The sequence below is a fragment of the Gardnerella sp. KA01001 genome, assembly GCF_049244025.1.
In the GTDB taxonomy this organism is placed as follows: domain Bacteria; phylum Actinomycetota; class Actinomycetes; order Actinomycetales; family Bifidobacteriaceae; genus Bifidobacterium; species Bifidobacterium swidsinskii.
On record NZ_CP058366.1, the window covers coordinates 739,997 to 756,003 of the forward strand.

Below are 16,007 nucleotides of genomic sequence, written 5' to 3' on the forward strand. Positions count from 1 at the left end.
GCATAGTTTTCATAATTCGTCGTATGAAAGTTATTTGAAAAGTTAGTGAGTAACATTATGAATGGTGAAGTAATTTCTTTATGTGCTCGAGCGAAACTTGCAATATTGCGCAAACCTCGACGTAACGCAATAATTGTGCTGATTATGACTCTTGTTTTAAGTGCGCTAGTTTCACAAGCTGGTATCAGTGCTTCTGTTGAGGGTGCTAGGGATCGTATTCAATCCAGTATTGGTTTAGGTTTTACTGTACGAGCAAAAACTCGAGGTGAAACTCTTCCAGAGCAAAGTAATACAAATTCTAATTCTGTTGCTACGTCTAATTCTCCAATTCCACAAGATTTGGCCGCGAATGAAGGAATTGACTCTAGTCAAATTCGTAAATTTGCTGCGATTTCGGGCGTAAAAACTGTAGTGGAAGAGCGCGATGTTTTAGCTACGCCTGTTGGAAAGCAACTTGTGCTTCCTGCGCAGGGTCCAAGACTAGACGATGATGTTTTGGCTCATGCTGCTGGAATTACTGGCACAACAGATTCTCGATTGTCTCAGGGTTTTCAAGAGGGATTATACCGTTTAGAGCAGGGTGAGCATATTACTAATCGTTCTTCTGGTAGAGCAATAGTGCATCGTGATTTTGCTAAGAAGAATAATCTTAATATTGGTTCTACTATAATTCTTAAGCAGGGGTTTAATGTAAAAGTTCGTGTTGTTGGCATCTTTGCCGGCAAATTGCAAACTAAAGGAGCACTTCCTTCGGATACTTCAGAAAATCGCATATTTACTGACTTAAGTTCGGCGTTGTCTTTGGCTGGCTCTTCTAAGCGAGGTGTTTTGCGCTGTGTTGTCGAGCGTTCTGATTTATTAGCTAATGCAATACGGGAGACTAAAAGTATTGCTGGCAAGTGGGCGGATGTAGAGCAGAATGCTTCGCAATTGTCTGATGTAATAAGCTCGGTTAACTCTGTGCAACAACTTGTGCGAATGATTTTTGTGGCACTAAGTTTTGTCGGTATTTTAGTGCTTGGACTTGTATTAGTGTTCTGGGTTAGAGGACGTATGCACGAGATTGGCGTACTTATGTCTATTGGATTATCTAGAGCAATAATAGTTAGTCAATTGCTTGTTGAAATAACGATACTCAACATTGTGTCATTCGTCATTTCGCTAGGCTTCGGTGCTGCTTTTTCTGGCGTTATTGGTTCTGCGATTTTGCATAGTGCTGATTCGTCATTTATTGCGGATGGTATGCCAGTATTGCCATTGTTGCAAACTCTTGCTGCTTTTGTTATTGGTTTGCTTATTTCAATAGTCGCATTACTTGTTGCAGTGCTGCCAATATTAATAAAGAAGCCTCGGCAAATACTAAGTGCTATGAGTTAGCAGAAATATAGTTGCGTATGTGAATTTTCTACTAAAAACACAATCACAAACAGCGCAATCGTATAAATGAAACAAATCTTATAAATCATATTTAAATTATGTAAAAATAAGGAGCTTATTATGTCGGCTTTATTGCAATTAAAAAATGTGAAGTACACTTACGGACCTGCAAATATTGCGGTACTAAATGACGTGAATGCAGATTTCGAAATTGGCAAAATGTACAGTATTATGGGAGCTTCTGGAGCAGGAAAGTCTACTATGCTCTCACTTTTAGCTGGATTAGATACTCCGTATAGTGGCGAAGTGCTTTTTAACGGTGAAAATATTGCAAAAACAGGATATGTTGAGCATCGCAAAAAACATATTTCACTTGTTTTCCAGAATTTTAATCTTATTGACTATTTGACGCCATTAGAAAATTTGCGATTAGTAAATTCACATGCTGATGTTCAAGTGCTAATAGATCTTGGATTAACTGAAGAAGAAGCAAATCGTAACGTCACTAAACTTTCTGGTGGTCAACAGCAGCGTGTTGCAATTGGACGAGCTTTAGTATCTTCTGCTCCGGTAATTTTAGCTGATGAACCTACTGGAAGTCTTGACCCTGCAACGACTAAAGAAGTTATTGCAATATTAAAAAATGCTGCTAGAGAGCATGGCAAATGTGTGATTGTTGTTACTCATGATTCGAAGGTCGCCTCTCAAGCTGATGTAAAATACGTGCTAAAAAATAAACAGCTAACGCAAAAATCTGCTTGAGCGCCAAAAAGCCGACCCCACGAAATCGTAGGGCCGGCTTTTTCGTTAGAGTAGCTTAGCTTATCTTAACTTAGCTGCAAATTAGATGTGGAAGTAAAGCTCATACTCGAGTGGAGTTGGAGCCAAGCGAGCCATATCCATTTCCTCATGCTTCAAATTCAGCCAAGTTTCAATCAAGTCGCTAGTAAATACGTCGCCTTGCATAAGGAAGTCGTGATCCTCTTCCAAAGATTGCAAAGCTTCACCAAGCGAAGAAGGAACTTGCTTAATGCCGTCATGCTCCTCTGGAGGAAGCTCGTACAAATCTTTATCAACAGGGGCAGGAGGCTCAATATGGTTAATAACACCATCCAAACCTGCCATAAGCTGAGCGGAGAATGCTAAGAATGGGTTGCATGAAGGATCCGGTGCACGGAACTCAATACGCTTAGCAGCAGGTTCTGTACCAGCAAGAGGGATACGAATAGCTGCAGAACGGTTACGAGCAGAGTAAACCAAGTTGACTGGAGCTTCGTATCCTGGAACCAAGCGATGGTAAGAGTTAAGCGAAGGATTCGTAAATGCAAGCACAGAAGAAGCGTGCTTAATCAAGCCGCCAATGTACCAACGTGCAATATCAGAAAGTTGAGCGTAGCCAGTTTCCGCATAGAACAATGGCTTGCCATCCTTCCAAAGCGACTGATGGCAGTGCATGCCAGTGCCGTTATCTCCAGCAATTGGCTTTGGCATAAATGTTGCAGCCTTACCAGCTAAAGCGGCAGTTTCATGAACCACATACTTGTATTTCATCAAATCATCGCCAGCATGAACAAGCGTATTGTAACGGTAGTTGATTTCCTGCTGACCTGCGCCGCCGACTTCGTGGTGAGAACGCTCAAGAATCAAACCAACTTTTTGCAAGTTGTAAACCATGTCATCGCGCAAATCCTGATTGTGATCTACTGGTGGCACAGGGAAGTAGCCGTGCTTTACTCGATTCTTAAAACCAATATTGTTGCTACCGTCATCTTCAGTGTCGATGCCAGAATTCCAAGGAGCTTCGTTAGAATCAACCTCATAGAAGGAGCGCTGCATGTCGTTAGCAAAACGCACCTTGTCAAAGATGAAGAACTCAGCTTCAGGGGCAAAGCTTGCAGTGTCAGCAATGCCAGTTGATTTCAAATAGGATTCTGCTTTAATAGCGACTTGACGAGGATCCCTAGAATATGGCTCATCTGTTACAGGGTCAACAATAGAGAAAGCAACATTCAGAGTCTTATGCTTACGGAATGGGTCAATATAAGCAGTGTCAACATCTGGAATAAGCTTCATATCTGATTCGTTAATAGCCTGGAAGCCTTGCATTGAAGAACCATCGAACGCCATTCCATCAGTGAAAGCGCTGTGTAAGAACTCGTCAGCAGGAACAGTAAAGTGCTGCTGAACGCCAATTAAATCAGTAAATCGTACGGATACGTACTCAATGCCTTCCTTTTCAATAAGGGCTGCGGCATCTTCTTTAGTTTGCAAAGTGGTCATGGTCACCATTCCTTTCTTAAAAAACCCAGTAATGAGTTTATGACTATGAATGCCATTTTGGATTTCAGCGACTCGAATATCTCGTTACGTTTGTGTTACATAATGTTACGTGTAGTTGCGTAGATGCGCATAATTGCAATCGTTTAGTAGGAAATAGTAGAAAATTGTAATAAATAGTAATAAATAGCGTAACTATTAAGTATTACAAAAATAGTTACCATTACATGCCGCTAATTCGCATTCATCAGTTCGCGCAGTTACAATAGTACCTATGAATTACCAAGAGCAAGAAATGCATGAATATAAGATGCATGAGCATATTAAGGAAAGTGAAAATAAGCTAGATTTAGCTTCACTTTTCCCAGCCAAAGGCGATGACAGAAGGCCGCCAGATTGGCTAGGTCGTGCACTTATTTACGTTGCAATTATTACTTTTGTGTCTATCTTCTTATGGTTCGCTTGGAATAGCATTTCATTCATTGTTTTCGATGTTGTGATTTCTATTTTTATTGCGCTCGCAATGGAACCGCTTGTTGTTCGGTTAATTAAGCATGGTTGGAGGCGAGGAGTTGCTTCTGGCTTTACGCTAACGGGCTTGCTTGTTGTAATTAGCTTGCTACTTGCTTTGTTTGGTAATTTATTTGCTCAGCAGGTTGTTTCAATGGTTATGGGCTTGCCTGATTTATACAATCAATTTGCAAATTTTGTGCTTCACTATACCGGTTTTAAAATGCCTAATATTGAGCAGCTTGGCATGGAAATTTTGAAGCATGTGCAAACATCTTGGGTTGTTGATTTTGCTGGCCAAGCACTTAACACAACATGGGGATTGATGACTGTTCTGCTTGATTTACTTACCATTATTATGGTTACGTATTACATTTCTGCAGCAGGTCCGGCTATGCGTCGTAGCATGTGCCGTTGGATGAATCCGCAATCTCAGCGTCGTTTCCTATTTATTTGGTCAGTTGTTCAAGAGCAGATTTCGAGCTTCTTATTTTCGCGAATTATTTTGGCAGCGATTAACGCAGTGGGTACCGCAATTTTCCTTATTGTGATGAATATACCGTATTGGCTTCCGCTATCCTTATTCTGCGGAATTGTTTCGCAGTTTGTGCCTACAATTGGTGGCTATTTGGGTGGAGCTTTGCCTATCTTGGTTGCATGGGGTTCCAATGGTTTTGGTGCGGCTGTTGCAACATTAATTTTTATTACGATTTATCAGCAAATTGAGAACATGGTTATTTCGCCGAAGATTTCCGAGAAGACTATGGATCTGAATCCTGCAGTAGCTTTTATTTCAGTTCTTGTAATGGGCGCTGTATTTGGTGCTCTTGGAGCATTTTTGGCTTTGCCTGTGACTGCAAGTTTGCAAGCAATTTTTAGAGTATGCACGAAGCAATATAGTTTAGTTTCTTCTCCGCTTATGAACGATCCTCACCCTGATCATACTTCTATTATTGTTCGTTGCGTTGAAGCGATTGGCCGTAAGTTCATGAATCCAATGAGTGAAAGTGTTCATCGTGTAATGAAAGGCACAAGCTCTCGCATTTCTCTGAACGAGGATATTCTATATTGGTATAAGCAAGCTTATGTGTCAGACTCTGACGATGCGAATGGTAGCAAAGTTTCTTCTAACGATTCTGATCAAACTGACGTATTGGCAACAATGCCAATTTCGCGCGAAATATTAGATGCCGTAAATAAAGATATTGCAAATCGTAAAGTAAATTCTGAAAATAAGGATTCTCCTAAAGCAAAATTGCAAGTAGGCGAGTCTAAAATAGTAAAAAATACAAAAAATAATAAAAGTAACGTAAAAAATAATCCACGGAGCGGATGGAAGCGATGATTCTTCTATCAATATTTGATGTACTAGTAATACTTATTGGCATAAGCGGTGTTGTGTATCAAGGTGTTTGTGCTGTTGCATCTTTATTCGCTAAGCCTATTGTTTTTCCTGAAGCACCAATGGATAAGCATTATGCTGTGCTTATTTCTGCGCGCAATGAGGAAGCTGTTATAGGTAATCTTATTCATTGCATTCAAACTCAAACATATAGACAAGATTTTATTGATATTTGGCTTGTTGCAGATAATTGCACTGATTCTACTGCACAAGTTGGTCGCAATTGTGGATGCAACGTAGTCGAACGTTTTGATAAAGAGCATATTGGTAAAGGTTATGCGCTCAGCTATCTTCTCGATCATATTATGAAAATTGGTGCAGATAAAGTTTATGACGCATACTTTGTTTTCGATGCAGACAATAAACTTGATCCGCATTATTTTGAGGAAATGAATAAAGGTTTCCACGCAGGATATCAAATTTTAACCAGCTATCGTAATTCCGTGAATCTTTCAGATAATTGGGTTTCTTCTGGCTCTGCACTTTGGTTTATTCGAGAATCGCGATTTACTAACAACTCTCGAATGCTATTCGGTTCGAGTTGCCATGCTGGTGGAACTGGATTCATGTTCTCGCGTGAGATTATGCACAGAAATAGCGGATGGAAATTCCATCTTCTTACTGAGGATCTTGAATTTACTATGGACGCTATTCTTCACGGAGACAAAGTTGGATATTGCGGTTCTGCAGTATTGTATGATGAACAACCTGTGTCGTTTAGGCAGAGCTGGAGGCAGCGTCTTCGTTGGAGCAAGGGATTCTTGCAGGTATTTCGTTACTATGGAGCAGCTCTTATTCGACATGGTATTCGCGAAAGAGATTTTTCGTCGGTTGATTTTACGCTTATGCTTTTCCCATTTATGGTTTTGGCTGTTGCAAGAATAATACTTGGGTTTATTTTTGCTGCATTTGGATTTGTAACATGGATGAGTCAAATCTATTCAATGATTAACTTCATTACAACTACTGTTACAAGTGTTTTAGGCATGATGATATTTGTGTCGCTCACTATTTTAGTTGAACACGATAAGCTTGGTGCAACGAATAAGGAGCTGTTTGCGTACGCTCTTAGCTTCCCGATTTTTATGCTTTCGTACGTGCCTATTGCGTTCCAAGCTATTTTCTCAAAGAGCGAGTGGAAGCCGATTCAGCACACTGGTCGCTGAGTGCTCTTGCTTATTGTGGTGCGAGTTTTGGGCTGGTGTTTGACTGGCGTGTTTCTGAAGTGGCTGTGAGTGGTGGGTGTTACTAGCGCGACGACATGCTTGAGCGTAGCATTGTACGCGCGAGAGCAATTCGGAGCGTGAGCTTGCTCAGGCGGAAAGTCCAGTGGACTTTCCGTGCAAGCTCAGCCGAACGGCGATTAGCCGTGAGGACAGCGCTCCGCTCTTATACCTTATTTGGACTTAGCGGTTGCGCAGTTAAGTTTAGTTTTTTTAGTTACTTTCTTTCAAAGATAGTATTCGTCAGCAAGATTATTACTATCGTTCCGCTTTTATATTGCTCGACCAAGCAACAACCACCCCTCACTCGTAAATTCACCCACAGTTGTTTTTAGTGTGGTAGGGGTGTTTGGTGTGGCGTGCGCAGTAGCAATGATGCTAGTGTTCGCTATGAATAAATACTCAACGTCTGCAGAGCACAACTGCAAAACTTCATAAGCATGCAAACATTCAATCAGTGCGAAAAATCTCAAATCTCTACCACACGAATATGAAGGTAGCGTGCGGATAGTGCTGGCATTGCGATTGCGCAAAAATTGCGGGTATGAGATAATAGAAGCCTTGATATAAGCGTGTGATTGCGCAATTAATGTAGTGCAATGCGTGCGTTTATCTGTATACTGCGAGGTTTCTATGGTAGATTCTATTCCGTCTGAATATCCGTCCGAGTATCCGTCCGGAAATACTTTTGCTAGCAGCGTTCCAGTTTTTGGCGCAAACACTTACGACGCTACTAACGAAGATGTTCCAGCGGTTTCTATTAGCGGATTTGTTAAGACTTTTGGCAAGAAAGTTGCTGTAGATAATCTTTCGTTGAGCATTCCAGCAGGCTCTTTCTATGGATTAGTCGGCCCGAACGGTGCTGGCAAAACCACTACGATTAAAATGCTTACGGGCTTGCTTATGCCAGATGCTGGCTCAGCTTCGATTTTTGGCAACGACGTTTGGAGTGACGTAAATAGTGCTAAGCGCGCAATCGGTTTAATGCCTCAGGCCGACGAGATTTTTAAGACGATTACTGGCCTTCAGCTTTTAACTTACGCTGGCATGCTTCGCGAGATGAGCCGCGCTGAGGCTGTTCGTCGCGCGACCGACTTGCTTTCTGCATTTGACTTAACAGAAGCCGCAAACACTATGGTTTCGGACTATTCAACTGGTATGACGAAGAAAATTTGCCTTGCAACAGCTATGATTCACAGCCCTCGCGTACTTGTGTTGGACGAGCCTTTTGAGGCAGTGGACCCTGTTTCTAGCGCAAATTTGAAGGATATTCTCGCCGAGTATGTTTCTACTGGCGGAACGGTGATTATTTCTTCGCACGTTATGGAATTGGTTGAAAAAATGTGCTCGCACGTGGCAATTATTAACGAAGGTCATGTTGCGGCTGCTGGCTCTCTTGAAGAAGTTGCTCAAGGCAAGAATCTTGAAGATCGCTTCATGGAGCTTGTTGGCGGACGTCACGCAGCTGCGCGCATCGACTGGCTTAACGGCGGCAAATCTGATAACGCTCCTGCATCTTCCACCAATCTCAACGCTTAAAAGGGAAAACCGTAATGTCTATGATTTTTACCATGGTTCGCCTTCGCTGGGCGCTTACTTTTTCTGTTATGCGAAAGTCAATTTGGCAAAAAATTGGCTTTGCTATAGCAATTGTTTTTGGACTTGCGCTTATATGCGCTCTTGGTTTTGCTGGCTGGGAAACTGGCAAGTACATTAATCCAGGAATGCTTGCAGATACTAAAAATTGGCAGGAATTCCAATTGGCTCCAATAATGGTTGCGTCGATTGTGTCAATTTTTACGCTGTTTATAAACGTGTTTATGTTTGGCAGCGACACAACACTAAAATCGCGTAGTTTTGCGCTTTACGGCATTCCTTACGTAAAACAGCAAGCTGGCATGCTTCTTGGCTCTCTTTTTGGAGCGCTTTCAGTAAGCTGCACAATCGCGCTTGCTTTGTGGTCTTTAGCGTACAGAAGCTTTGGAATTGTGCCGGTTTTAGTCAGCGTAATTGCAGCTCCGCTTTACGTTGCAACAATCGTGTCTTTAAGCAAAATGCTTATTGAGATTTTAGATACTATTTTAATAAACAAGCGTTCAAGAAACATTTTTTACTTTGCCATTTTTATAGCGTACATGATTTTTGTTTCATCAATGAATACGCATAGCCCTTCGCCAAATGGAATTGCGCTAGGCACAAGTTTCTGTGCTGCGTCCGCTTTTACACCATTAAGTGCAGCTATGGCTTTGCCGCTTGATGCTATTAATGGCAATTGGCTTGCTCTTGCTATTCGCTTCCTTATTTGCGTTGTAACGATTGCTGCTTGCTTTGCAATCTCTGTATTTTGCGCAAAATTAGAGCCGAAGTTGCTTCGTGGTGAGCAAAAAACAGTTGTTAAAACTAAGGGAATCGGCTTGTTTGCAGCAGTTCCAGACAACACAGTTGGTGCGATTATTGCGCGAATTATTAGCGTTATGAGAAGAGATATGCGTCAGCTATTTTTGCTTATTGCGCCGCTTTTTATGCTGGTAGTTGCAGGAGGAAGTAGTTTTAAGGCTAAAGGATTTGATTCTCTAACAGATAACTTAGGTGTTTCTGGATGGATGATGTATGCTGCTTTGCTTATGGGCATGGTTGTTGGAAACAATATTGCTTACGATGGCACAGCTTTTACTATGCATGCGATTATTGGAGTAAAAGGTTTGCACGATCGCTTAGCGAACGCAATAGTTTGGTCAGTGATTTGCGCTGTTTATTTTGCGATTATTGGAGTAGGGGTTTACGTTTTCCTTTTCTTTGTAGCAAATGTTCAGCAAAATGTGAATGCAGTTATGTTCCAAACTCTTTGTCCAATTGGAATAGCTTTTGCTTCCATAGGCATTGGCTTAATTTCTTCGTGCATTGCAATGTACCCTGTGGCATCAATCGAAAAGCCATTTTCTAGGCCGCAAGGAAGTGCTGGCGGGCGAAGTTTTGCAGCTATAGGCTTTATGCTTCTTTCTGTAGTTTGCATGATTCCTTCGGTTGCGGCTGCGATTGCGTTTATGATTCTTGCGCCGCAACTGCTGTGGATTGCAAGCATTTTGTTTGTAGTAAACGGCTTGATTGTGCTGGTTGTTGGCGTGATTCTTGGTGGCAAAGTAATGGATAAGCGCATGATTCGCATTGTAGAAAACTTGCGCAGATTCGCGTCTATTACTGCGTAACTTACGCACGCTTTGTTGCAAGCGCAATGTATAGTTAAGCGCGGTATTTGCAATCGATTTAAAGGTGTGCTCGCATGGAAAGTAATAAAGGCTTAAACGATGCCTTAAATATTCCTAATGCGAGCACGCCAGCGCAAAGCGGCGAACCCAACAAAAGTATCGAGCCTAAACCAAGTAGTGAAAAAAAACTAAGTAGTGAATCTAAATCAAGCAGTGAGATTAAACCAAGTAGCGCACAGAAGAAAAGTAAATACGCTGCTATGGTTTTAAGAAGCCAATATCCTTCTCGTTGGCGATTGCTTATTGCATTTATAGCAGTTATAGTTAGTGCAGCAATTATTTTTACTTATTTTTTGCTTGACGTATACGATATTCTTCCTGGTCCTTTGACGTTGCGAAAACAACATTATGCTGTAACTGTTTCTTCTCCTAAATCACTTTTGCGAGTTAAATCACTAGCTAAAGGCGTGACTTATGGTAAAGAAATAAATCATTCGCAAGCTCAAAAACTTATTAACGAGTTGGTTTCCGATGCTTCTATGAGCAGCAGCACTTCAGCAGTAATTATGGATGCTAATGGGCGAGTAGTTGCTTCACATGAGCCAAATGCTTTAAGAGAGCCAGCGTCAACGCTTAAAACTTTAACTGCTAGCGTAGCTTCTCGCACTCTTGACATGGGTTCAACTCTTGATACTCAAGTATTTTTGTTGCCTAAAACAGGCGGTATACCAGAACGAGCTTCTAGTACGAATGCTAGAAAGCTTGTGCTTCGCGGCAATGGTGACATGCTTCTTGGTGTTGGAGAAAACGATTGGCACCATGTCAATGGCAGAGCAGGTTTAACGACATTAGCGAGAAGAACAGCCAACGCGTTGAAGCTTGAAAATATTCACACAGTTTCTTTAGCTGTTGATGACTCATTGTTTGGCGCAAAACGTGCTCCTGATTTGATTTATGAAACAGATGTTGAACGTCGCTTTTATGCTCAAACGTCATCTTTGGCTATAGATGATGCTCGTCAGCGTGACCTTTCAGTGCAAGGTGTTGACGCTGACGCTATGACAGATTTTCCGCTTTCTGATCCTCATCCTGCTTTAAGTGTCGGTCATGTTTTTGCTAAATTATTAAGCAAACAAGGAATAGTTATAAGTAATTATTCTAATAAAACCGCTTCTGATGAAAAAAAATCCGGTTCAGGCTCGTCTGCAGATGATCCTTCTGAAAACAATAAAGATTCTGAAAATGAAAATAAATCTGCACAGTCTGAAAATCTTGTCATACCAGTAAGCGAAACTCAATCGTTAATATCATCTAATTCGCGTTTAATTGCACAAGTTTCTTCTGCACCATTAAACGAAATAATGGCATATACGCTTCGTATTTCAGACAACACATTGGCGGAAGAGTTTGGTCGTTTGACTGCGCTTGCAACTCACAAATCCAACTCTCCGGAGGGTGCAGTTCAGGCAGTAAAAGAGGGATTGCGCAAGCTCAATATCGATATACGTGGTTTGCACATGTCTGATTGCTCAGGCTTGTCTCCAAAATCAAGGTTGCGCGCAACAACGCTAGCTCAAGTACAAGTGCTTAATATTAAAGCCGATTCTGGAGGTGCTGCAGCTGCTGAAGGATTGTCTCTTCCTGGTTTAGTTGGAACAGCAAGAAAGCGTTTAGCGGATGAATCTTCTGCCGGCATGCTTCGCGTAAAGACTGGTTCTTTAAGTGAAGTTACTTCTATGGTTGGTAATGTATCTAGGAAAAATGGTGGAGTGCTAACTTTCGCTGTTGTTGCGAACCAGCCAGCTGATATTTGGGGAGCGTTCGTAGCGATTAATAAGTTTATGGCAGAATTGCCAAAACTATGATTTATGAGTTGCAATTTAGCGTTATTGGCGCGCTACACTAGAAGCTATGGTGTATTCTTCTCGCATACGCGCAGGAATTGGCGCAATCAAGCATTGTTTTGACGAACTTTCATTATGCGCACAAGACGCGCGTTTTTCCGAACATGGCAATCACGCGACAGATGTTGATGCTCCTTTGGTTCTTATTGCGTGCTCTGGAGGTAGAGATTCTCTTGCACTTACAGCATTGAGCGTGATTGTGTGCGCAAGTAGGGGTATTCGTTGCGGTGTCGTAATAGTAGATCACCATTTGCAGCCGCACTCAACTGAAATTGCTAATATTGCGGCTAAGCATTGTTTGCAATCTGGAATAGATGAAAAGTACGTGTATATTCAATCTGTGAACGTTGAAGATTCGGGAGAAGGCGAAGAGTCTGCTGCTAGAAATGCTAGGTATCAAGCAATTATTGAGGTTGCTAAAAAGCAGCAAGCTGCAGCCGTGCTTCTAGCTCATACTGCAAATGATCAAGCAGAAACTGTAATGATGGGGCTAAAAGATTCTGCAGGTTTAGAAGCAGTTGCTGGCATGAAAGCAGTGACATTGCGTCAAAACGTGCTTTTTGCAAGGCCTCTTATTAAGCTTAGTAGAGAAGATACTACTGGTATTTGCGAGGATTTAGGCATTTCATGGTGGGATGATCCTACAAATGGTGACGATATTTCGAAAAATGAGGAACTTTCAGAAAATTATCCATTGAGATCTCGAGTTAGACACACGTTAATGCCTTATATTTCGCGATTTTTTAATGCAAATATGGTTACTTTGCTTTCTCGTGGAGCTGAAATAGCTAGAGACGATCTTGACTATATTAATTCTCAAGTTGACGAAGCTAGTTCACAAGTGATGGAATTTGATAAAAATGCGAAAACTGTTAGGTTAAAAGCTGAGAAGTTAGCGCAATATCATCCATCAATTCGTAAACGAATTATAGTGCGTGCGTTAAGCGAGCTTGGTCTGCGTTTCTCGTCAAGTCACATATCGGCAGTGGACGAACTATGTACAAAATGGCATGGTCAGAAGCCTTTTTCGCTGCCAAATTATTACGAAGCGACTCGGCTCTCGCGCAATATCGTCATTCGCTTATGCAAAGATAGTGAACATGCAAATTGCAGATATACGAGATGACATCGACTATGAATTAATTAGCCACGAAGACCTTATGAAGCGTATTCGTGAAGTCGCTAAACAAGTAAGTGAAGATTACAAAAACAGTAATGTTTTGCTTGTTGCAGTTCTCAAAGGTGCTGTAAATACTCTTGCTGTATTTTCGCAAGAATTAAGCATTAACGCATCAATGGACTTTATGAGCTTGTCTAGTTACGGCAGTGGCACTCAAACTAGCGGACAAATCACTGTTCGCGAAGATTTAAGTACTGATGTGCGTGGTCGAGATGTGCTTATTGTAGAAGACATTGTTGATTCCGGTCGCACGCTAGCTTGGCTTGTAGATGAGCTAAAAGGTCGTGGTGCTGCAAGTGTAAAAGTTTTTGCATTGCTCAGTAAGCCTGCACGTCGCGAAGTAGACGTACAAATCGACTACTCGGGCTTTGAAATTCCTGATGCATTTGTCGTTGGTTTCGGAATGGACTACGACGAACGCTACCGCAATCTCAATAGTATTGCGGTATTAAAGCCATCAGTGTATGGTGCTTGATTTTATAGATTCTATTCAGAATTTTTATATAAATTGAGGAGTTTGAAAGGAGCCTTATTACATGGGCGCTTCTCCTATGACACCGCAAGGCCCAATGGGCGGTCCTGGGCGTGGAAATAACGGGAATAATCCGTTTTTAAATCCACGCAACCCTAGGAATCAGCGAAACAACGGTCAACAGGGCAAGAATAATAAAAATAACGAGAACAACCATAACAATCGTCGTTCCTTCTGGCAGTCGCCATGGACGTGGATTGTGCTTCTTGTGTTGCTTTCAGTTGTCGGATTCCAAATGTTTGTTCATAACGGATCGCAAACTATCGATACTCAGGATGGTATTGAGTTAGTGCGATCTCATAAAGCAAGTTATGTGGAAATTATTGACAATAAACAGTTAGTTAAGCTTACGCTTGATAGTCCGTTTAAGAAGTTCGATAAACGAAGTAAGCAAAAGCGTGACTTTGGCAAGGATGTGCAATTCTACTACGCGTATGCACAAGGTAGGTCAATTGTACAAGAAGTCGAAAAGGCGAAGCCTTCTAACGGCTGGACTGCTAGCTTACAGTCATCTAGCATTATTTCGTATTTGATTACTTCGCTTGCTCCGATATTGTTCTTCCTTGGCATGATTTGGTTCATGTTTAGCAGAATAGGCGGTGCCGGTGGAAGTATGCTTGGCATGGGTGGCGGACGTGGCCGTGGCAAGCTGCTTGAAGGTCAGACTCCTAAAACTAAGTTTGCTGACGTTGCTGGCGAACAAGCTGCTGTTGAAGAAGTTGAAGAGATTAAAGACTTCTTGAAGGATCCTTCGCGCTACAAGGCTTTGGGTGCTCGCATTCCGCGCGGTGTGCTGCTTTATGGTCCTCCAGGAACTGGTAAGACTTTGTTGGCTCGTGCTATTGCAGGCGAAGCTGGTGTGCCGTTCTATGCAATGGCTGGCTCTGACTTCGTGGAAATGTTCGTAGGCTTGGGCGCGTCTCGTGTTCGTGAACTTTTTGACGAAGCTAAGAAGAATGCTCCTGCCATCATCTTTATCGATGAGATTGATGCTGTTGGTCGTCGCCGCGGAAGTGGCATGACTGGCGGTCATGATGAGCGCGAGCAGACACTTAATCAGCTGCTTGTTGAGATGGACGGCTTCGACAACGACACTAATTTGATTATTATTGCCGCAACAAACCGTCCAGATGTGCTTGATTCCGCACTTCTTCGTCCTGGTCGTTTTGACCGTCAGGTGGCTGTTGAGGCTCCTGATTTGGAAGGTCGCGAGGCAATTTTGAAGGTTCACGCTAAGGGTAAGCCTTTTGTGCCGGATGTTGATCTTCATATGGTTGCTGTGCGCACTCCTGGTTTTACTGGTGCAGACTTAGCTAACGTGCTTAACGAAGCTGCGTTGCTTTGCGCTCGCTCTGGTGCTCAATATATCGATAATCGCGCTATTGATGAGGCAATTGATCGTGTTCAAGCAGGACCTCGACGTAAGTCTAAGGGTATGGCTTTGGATGAATTGCGTAACACTGCTTACCATGAGGGTGGTCATGCGCTTGTTGCTGCTGCGTTGCACCACACGGATCCTGTTACTAAAGTAACGATTTTGCCGCGAGGTCACGCACTTGGCTACACTGCTGTGATGCCAACAAGCGACCGTTACTCGCAGTCTCGCAACGAATTGCTGGATCAAATGGCATATGCTATGGGCGGACGCACAGCAGAGGAAGTTGTGTTCCATGATCCAACAACTGGTGCTTCTAACGACATTGAGAAAGCTACTGCTATTGCTCGTAAGATGGTTGTTGAATATGGTTTCTCAGCGAAGCTTGGAGCTGTTAAGTGGATGGATACTGACGAAGATTCTTCCGGTTCACTCGATTCTTTGCAACCTCGTAAGTTCTCGAATCGTACTGCTGAAGTAATCGATGAAGAAGTTCATAAGCTTATCGAAACTGCTCATACTGAAGCGTGGGAGATTATTAACAATAATCGTGACGTATTAGATGAGCTGGTTCGTCAGTTGCTCGCTAAGGAAACTCTTAACGAGAAGGAACTTAAGGAAATCTTCAGTAAGATTCGTAAGGCTCCTGAGCGTACTCTTTGGCTTTCGGACGATAGAAGACCAGATTCTGATCTTCCTCCTGTTGAAATTCCAGAAAGTTTAAAGCGCAACGTTGAAGGTAAGAATGAGCAGAGTGAAGCTTCTGAACTTTCTGAATCTTCCAATAACGCAACTTCACAAAACCAGCAGTCTGATCAGATGTCTGTTGATACGTCTATTCAGACTACTGCACCTGCTCCTCGAACTGTTATTGGAACTGTTAAGCCACCAGTTAATCCGTCTACTAATCAAAATGACGGCACTCAATTTGGTGCTTAATAGTGTAAATACAGTGCTAAAAAGCAGATAAAATACAATCATTAATAAACGCTGATAACAATATAATTTATTGCTGTCAGCG

Annotated in this window: 11 protein-coding genes; 10 read left to right on the forward strand and 1 reads right to left on the reverse strand. The window is 42.2% G+C overall.

Features of this window, described 5'->3' with window-relative positions; translation table 11 throughout:
* Positions 1-57 precede the first annotated feature (57 nt).
* Both HXT59_RS03040 and HXT59_RS03045 read left to right on the forward strand, forming a co-directional pair.
* Positions 58-1,377, forward strand: coding sequence for an ABC transporter permease (locus tag HXT59_RS03040; RefSeq protein WP_421784089.1), 1,320 nt, complete (start codon positions 58-60; stop codon positions 1,375-1,377).
* Positions 1,378-1,497: 120 nt separating this feature from the next.
* Positions 1,498-2,139, forward strand: a complete 642-nt coding sequence (locus HXT59_RS03045; protein WP_415685116.1) for an ABC transporter ATP-binding protein — start codon at positions 1,498-1,500, stop codon at positions 2,137-2,139.
* Positions 2,140-2,220: 81 nt separating this feature from the next.
* Here HXT59_RS03045 and glnA read toward each other — a convergent pair whose 3' ends face one another.
* Entirely contained in the window at positions 2,221-3,657 is a 1,437-nt protein-coding gene (gene glnA / locus HXT59_RS03050; protein ID WP_004109385.1) for a type I glutamate--ammonia ligase, read from the reverse strand.
* Between the two features lie 271 nt (positions 3,658-3,928).
* Here glnA and HXT59_RS03055 point away from each other — a divergent pair, with 271 nt between their 5' ends.
* From HXT59_RS03055 to ftsH, 8 genes are all read left to right on the forward strand, one after another.
* Positions 3,929-5,509 (forward strand): AI-2E family transporter, encoded by a 1,581-nt coding sequence (locus HXT59_RS03055; RefSeq protein ID WP_116431565.1) that lies wholly within the window; start codon positions 3,929-3,931, stop codon positions 5,507-5,509.
* Positions 5,506-6,732: a glycosyltransferase family 2 protein gene (locus HXT59_RS03060; RefSeq protein ID WP_116432018.1), complete on the forward strand. Its 1,227-nt coding sequence runs from the start codon at positions 5,506-5,508 to the stop codon at positions 6,730-6,732. Before HXT59_RS03055 ends, HXT59_RS03060 begins: the two co-directional genes overlap by 4 nt.
* Before the next feature lie 690 nt (positions 6,733-7,422).
* Entirely contained in the window at positions 7,423-8,328 is a 906-nt protein-coding gene (locus HXT59_RS03065) for an ABC transporter ATP-binding protein (RefSeq protein ID WP_116432019.1), read from the forward strand.
* A gap of 14 nt (positions 8,329-8,342) precedes the next feature.
* On the forward strand, positions 8,343-9,995 hold the full coding sequence (locus HXT59_RS03070; protein ID WP_162863111.1) for a hypothetical protein: 1,653 nt from the start codon (positions 8,343-8,345) through the stop codon (positions 9,993-9,995).
* Positions 9,996-10,069: 74 nt separating this feature from the next.
* Complete coding sequence (locus HXT59_RS03075) at positions 10,070-11,860, forward strand: D-alanyl-D-alanine carboxypeptidase (RefSeq protein WP_004108576.1); 1,791 nt, start codon at positions 10,070-10,072, stop codon at positions 11,858-11,860.
* Positions 11,861-11,906: 46 nt separating this feature from the next.
* The gene (tilS, locus tag HXT59_RS03080; protein WP_004108574.1) at positions 11,907-13,025 is read left to right on the forward strand and encodes a tRNA lysidine(34) synthetase TilS; all 1,119 of its coding nucleotides are present in this window, start codon (positions 11,907-11,909) and stop codon (positions 13,023-13,025) included.
* The gene (gene hpt / locus HXT59_RS03085) at positions 13,000-13,554 is read left to right on the forward strand and encodes a hypoxanthine phosphoribosyltransferase (protein ID WP_033888468.1); all 555 of its coding nucleotides are present in this window, start codon (positions 13,000-13,002) and stop codon (positions 13,552-13,554) included. Before tilS ends, hpt begins: the two co-directional genes overlap by 26 nt.
* 61 nt (positions 13,555-13,615) lie before the next feature.
* Positions 13,616-15,925, forward strand: a complete 2,310-nt coding sequence (gene ftsH / locus HXT59_RS03090) for an ATP-dependent zinc metalloprotease FtsH (RefSeq protein ID WP_004108568.1) — start codon at positions 13,616-13,618, stop codon at positions 15,923-15,925.
* The last annotated feature ends 82 nt before the right edge of the window (positions 15,926-16,007 follow it).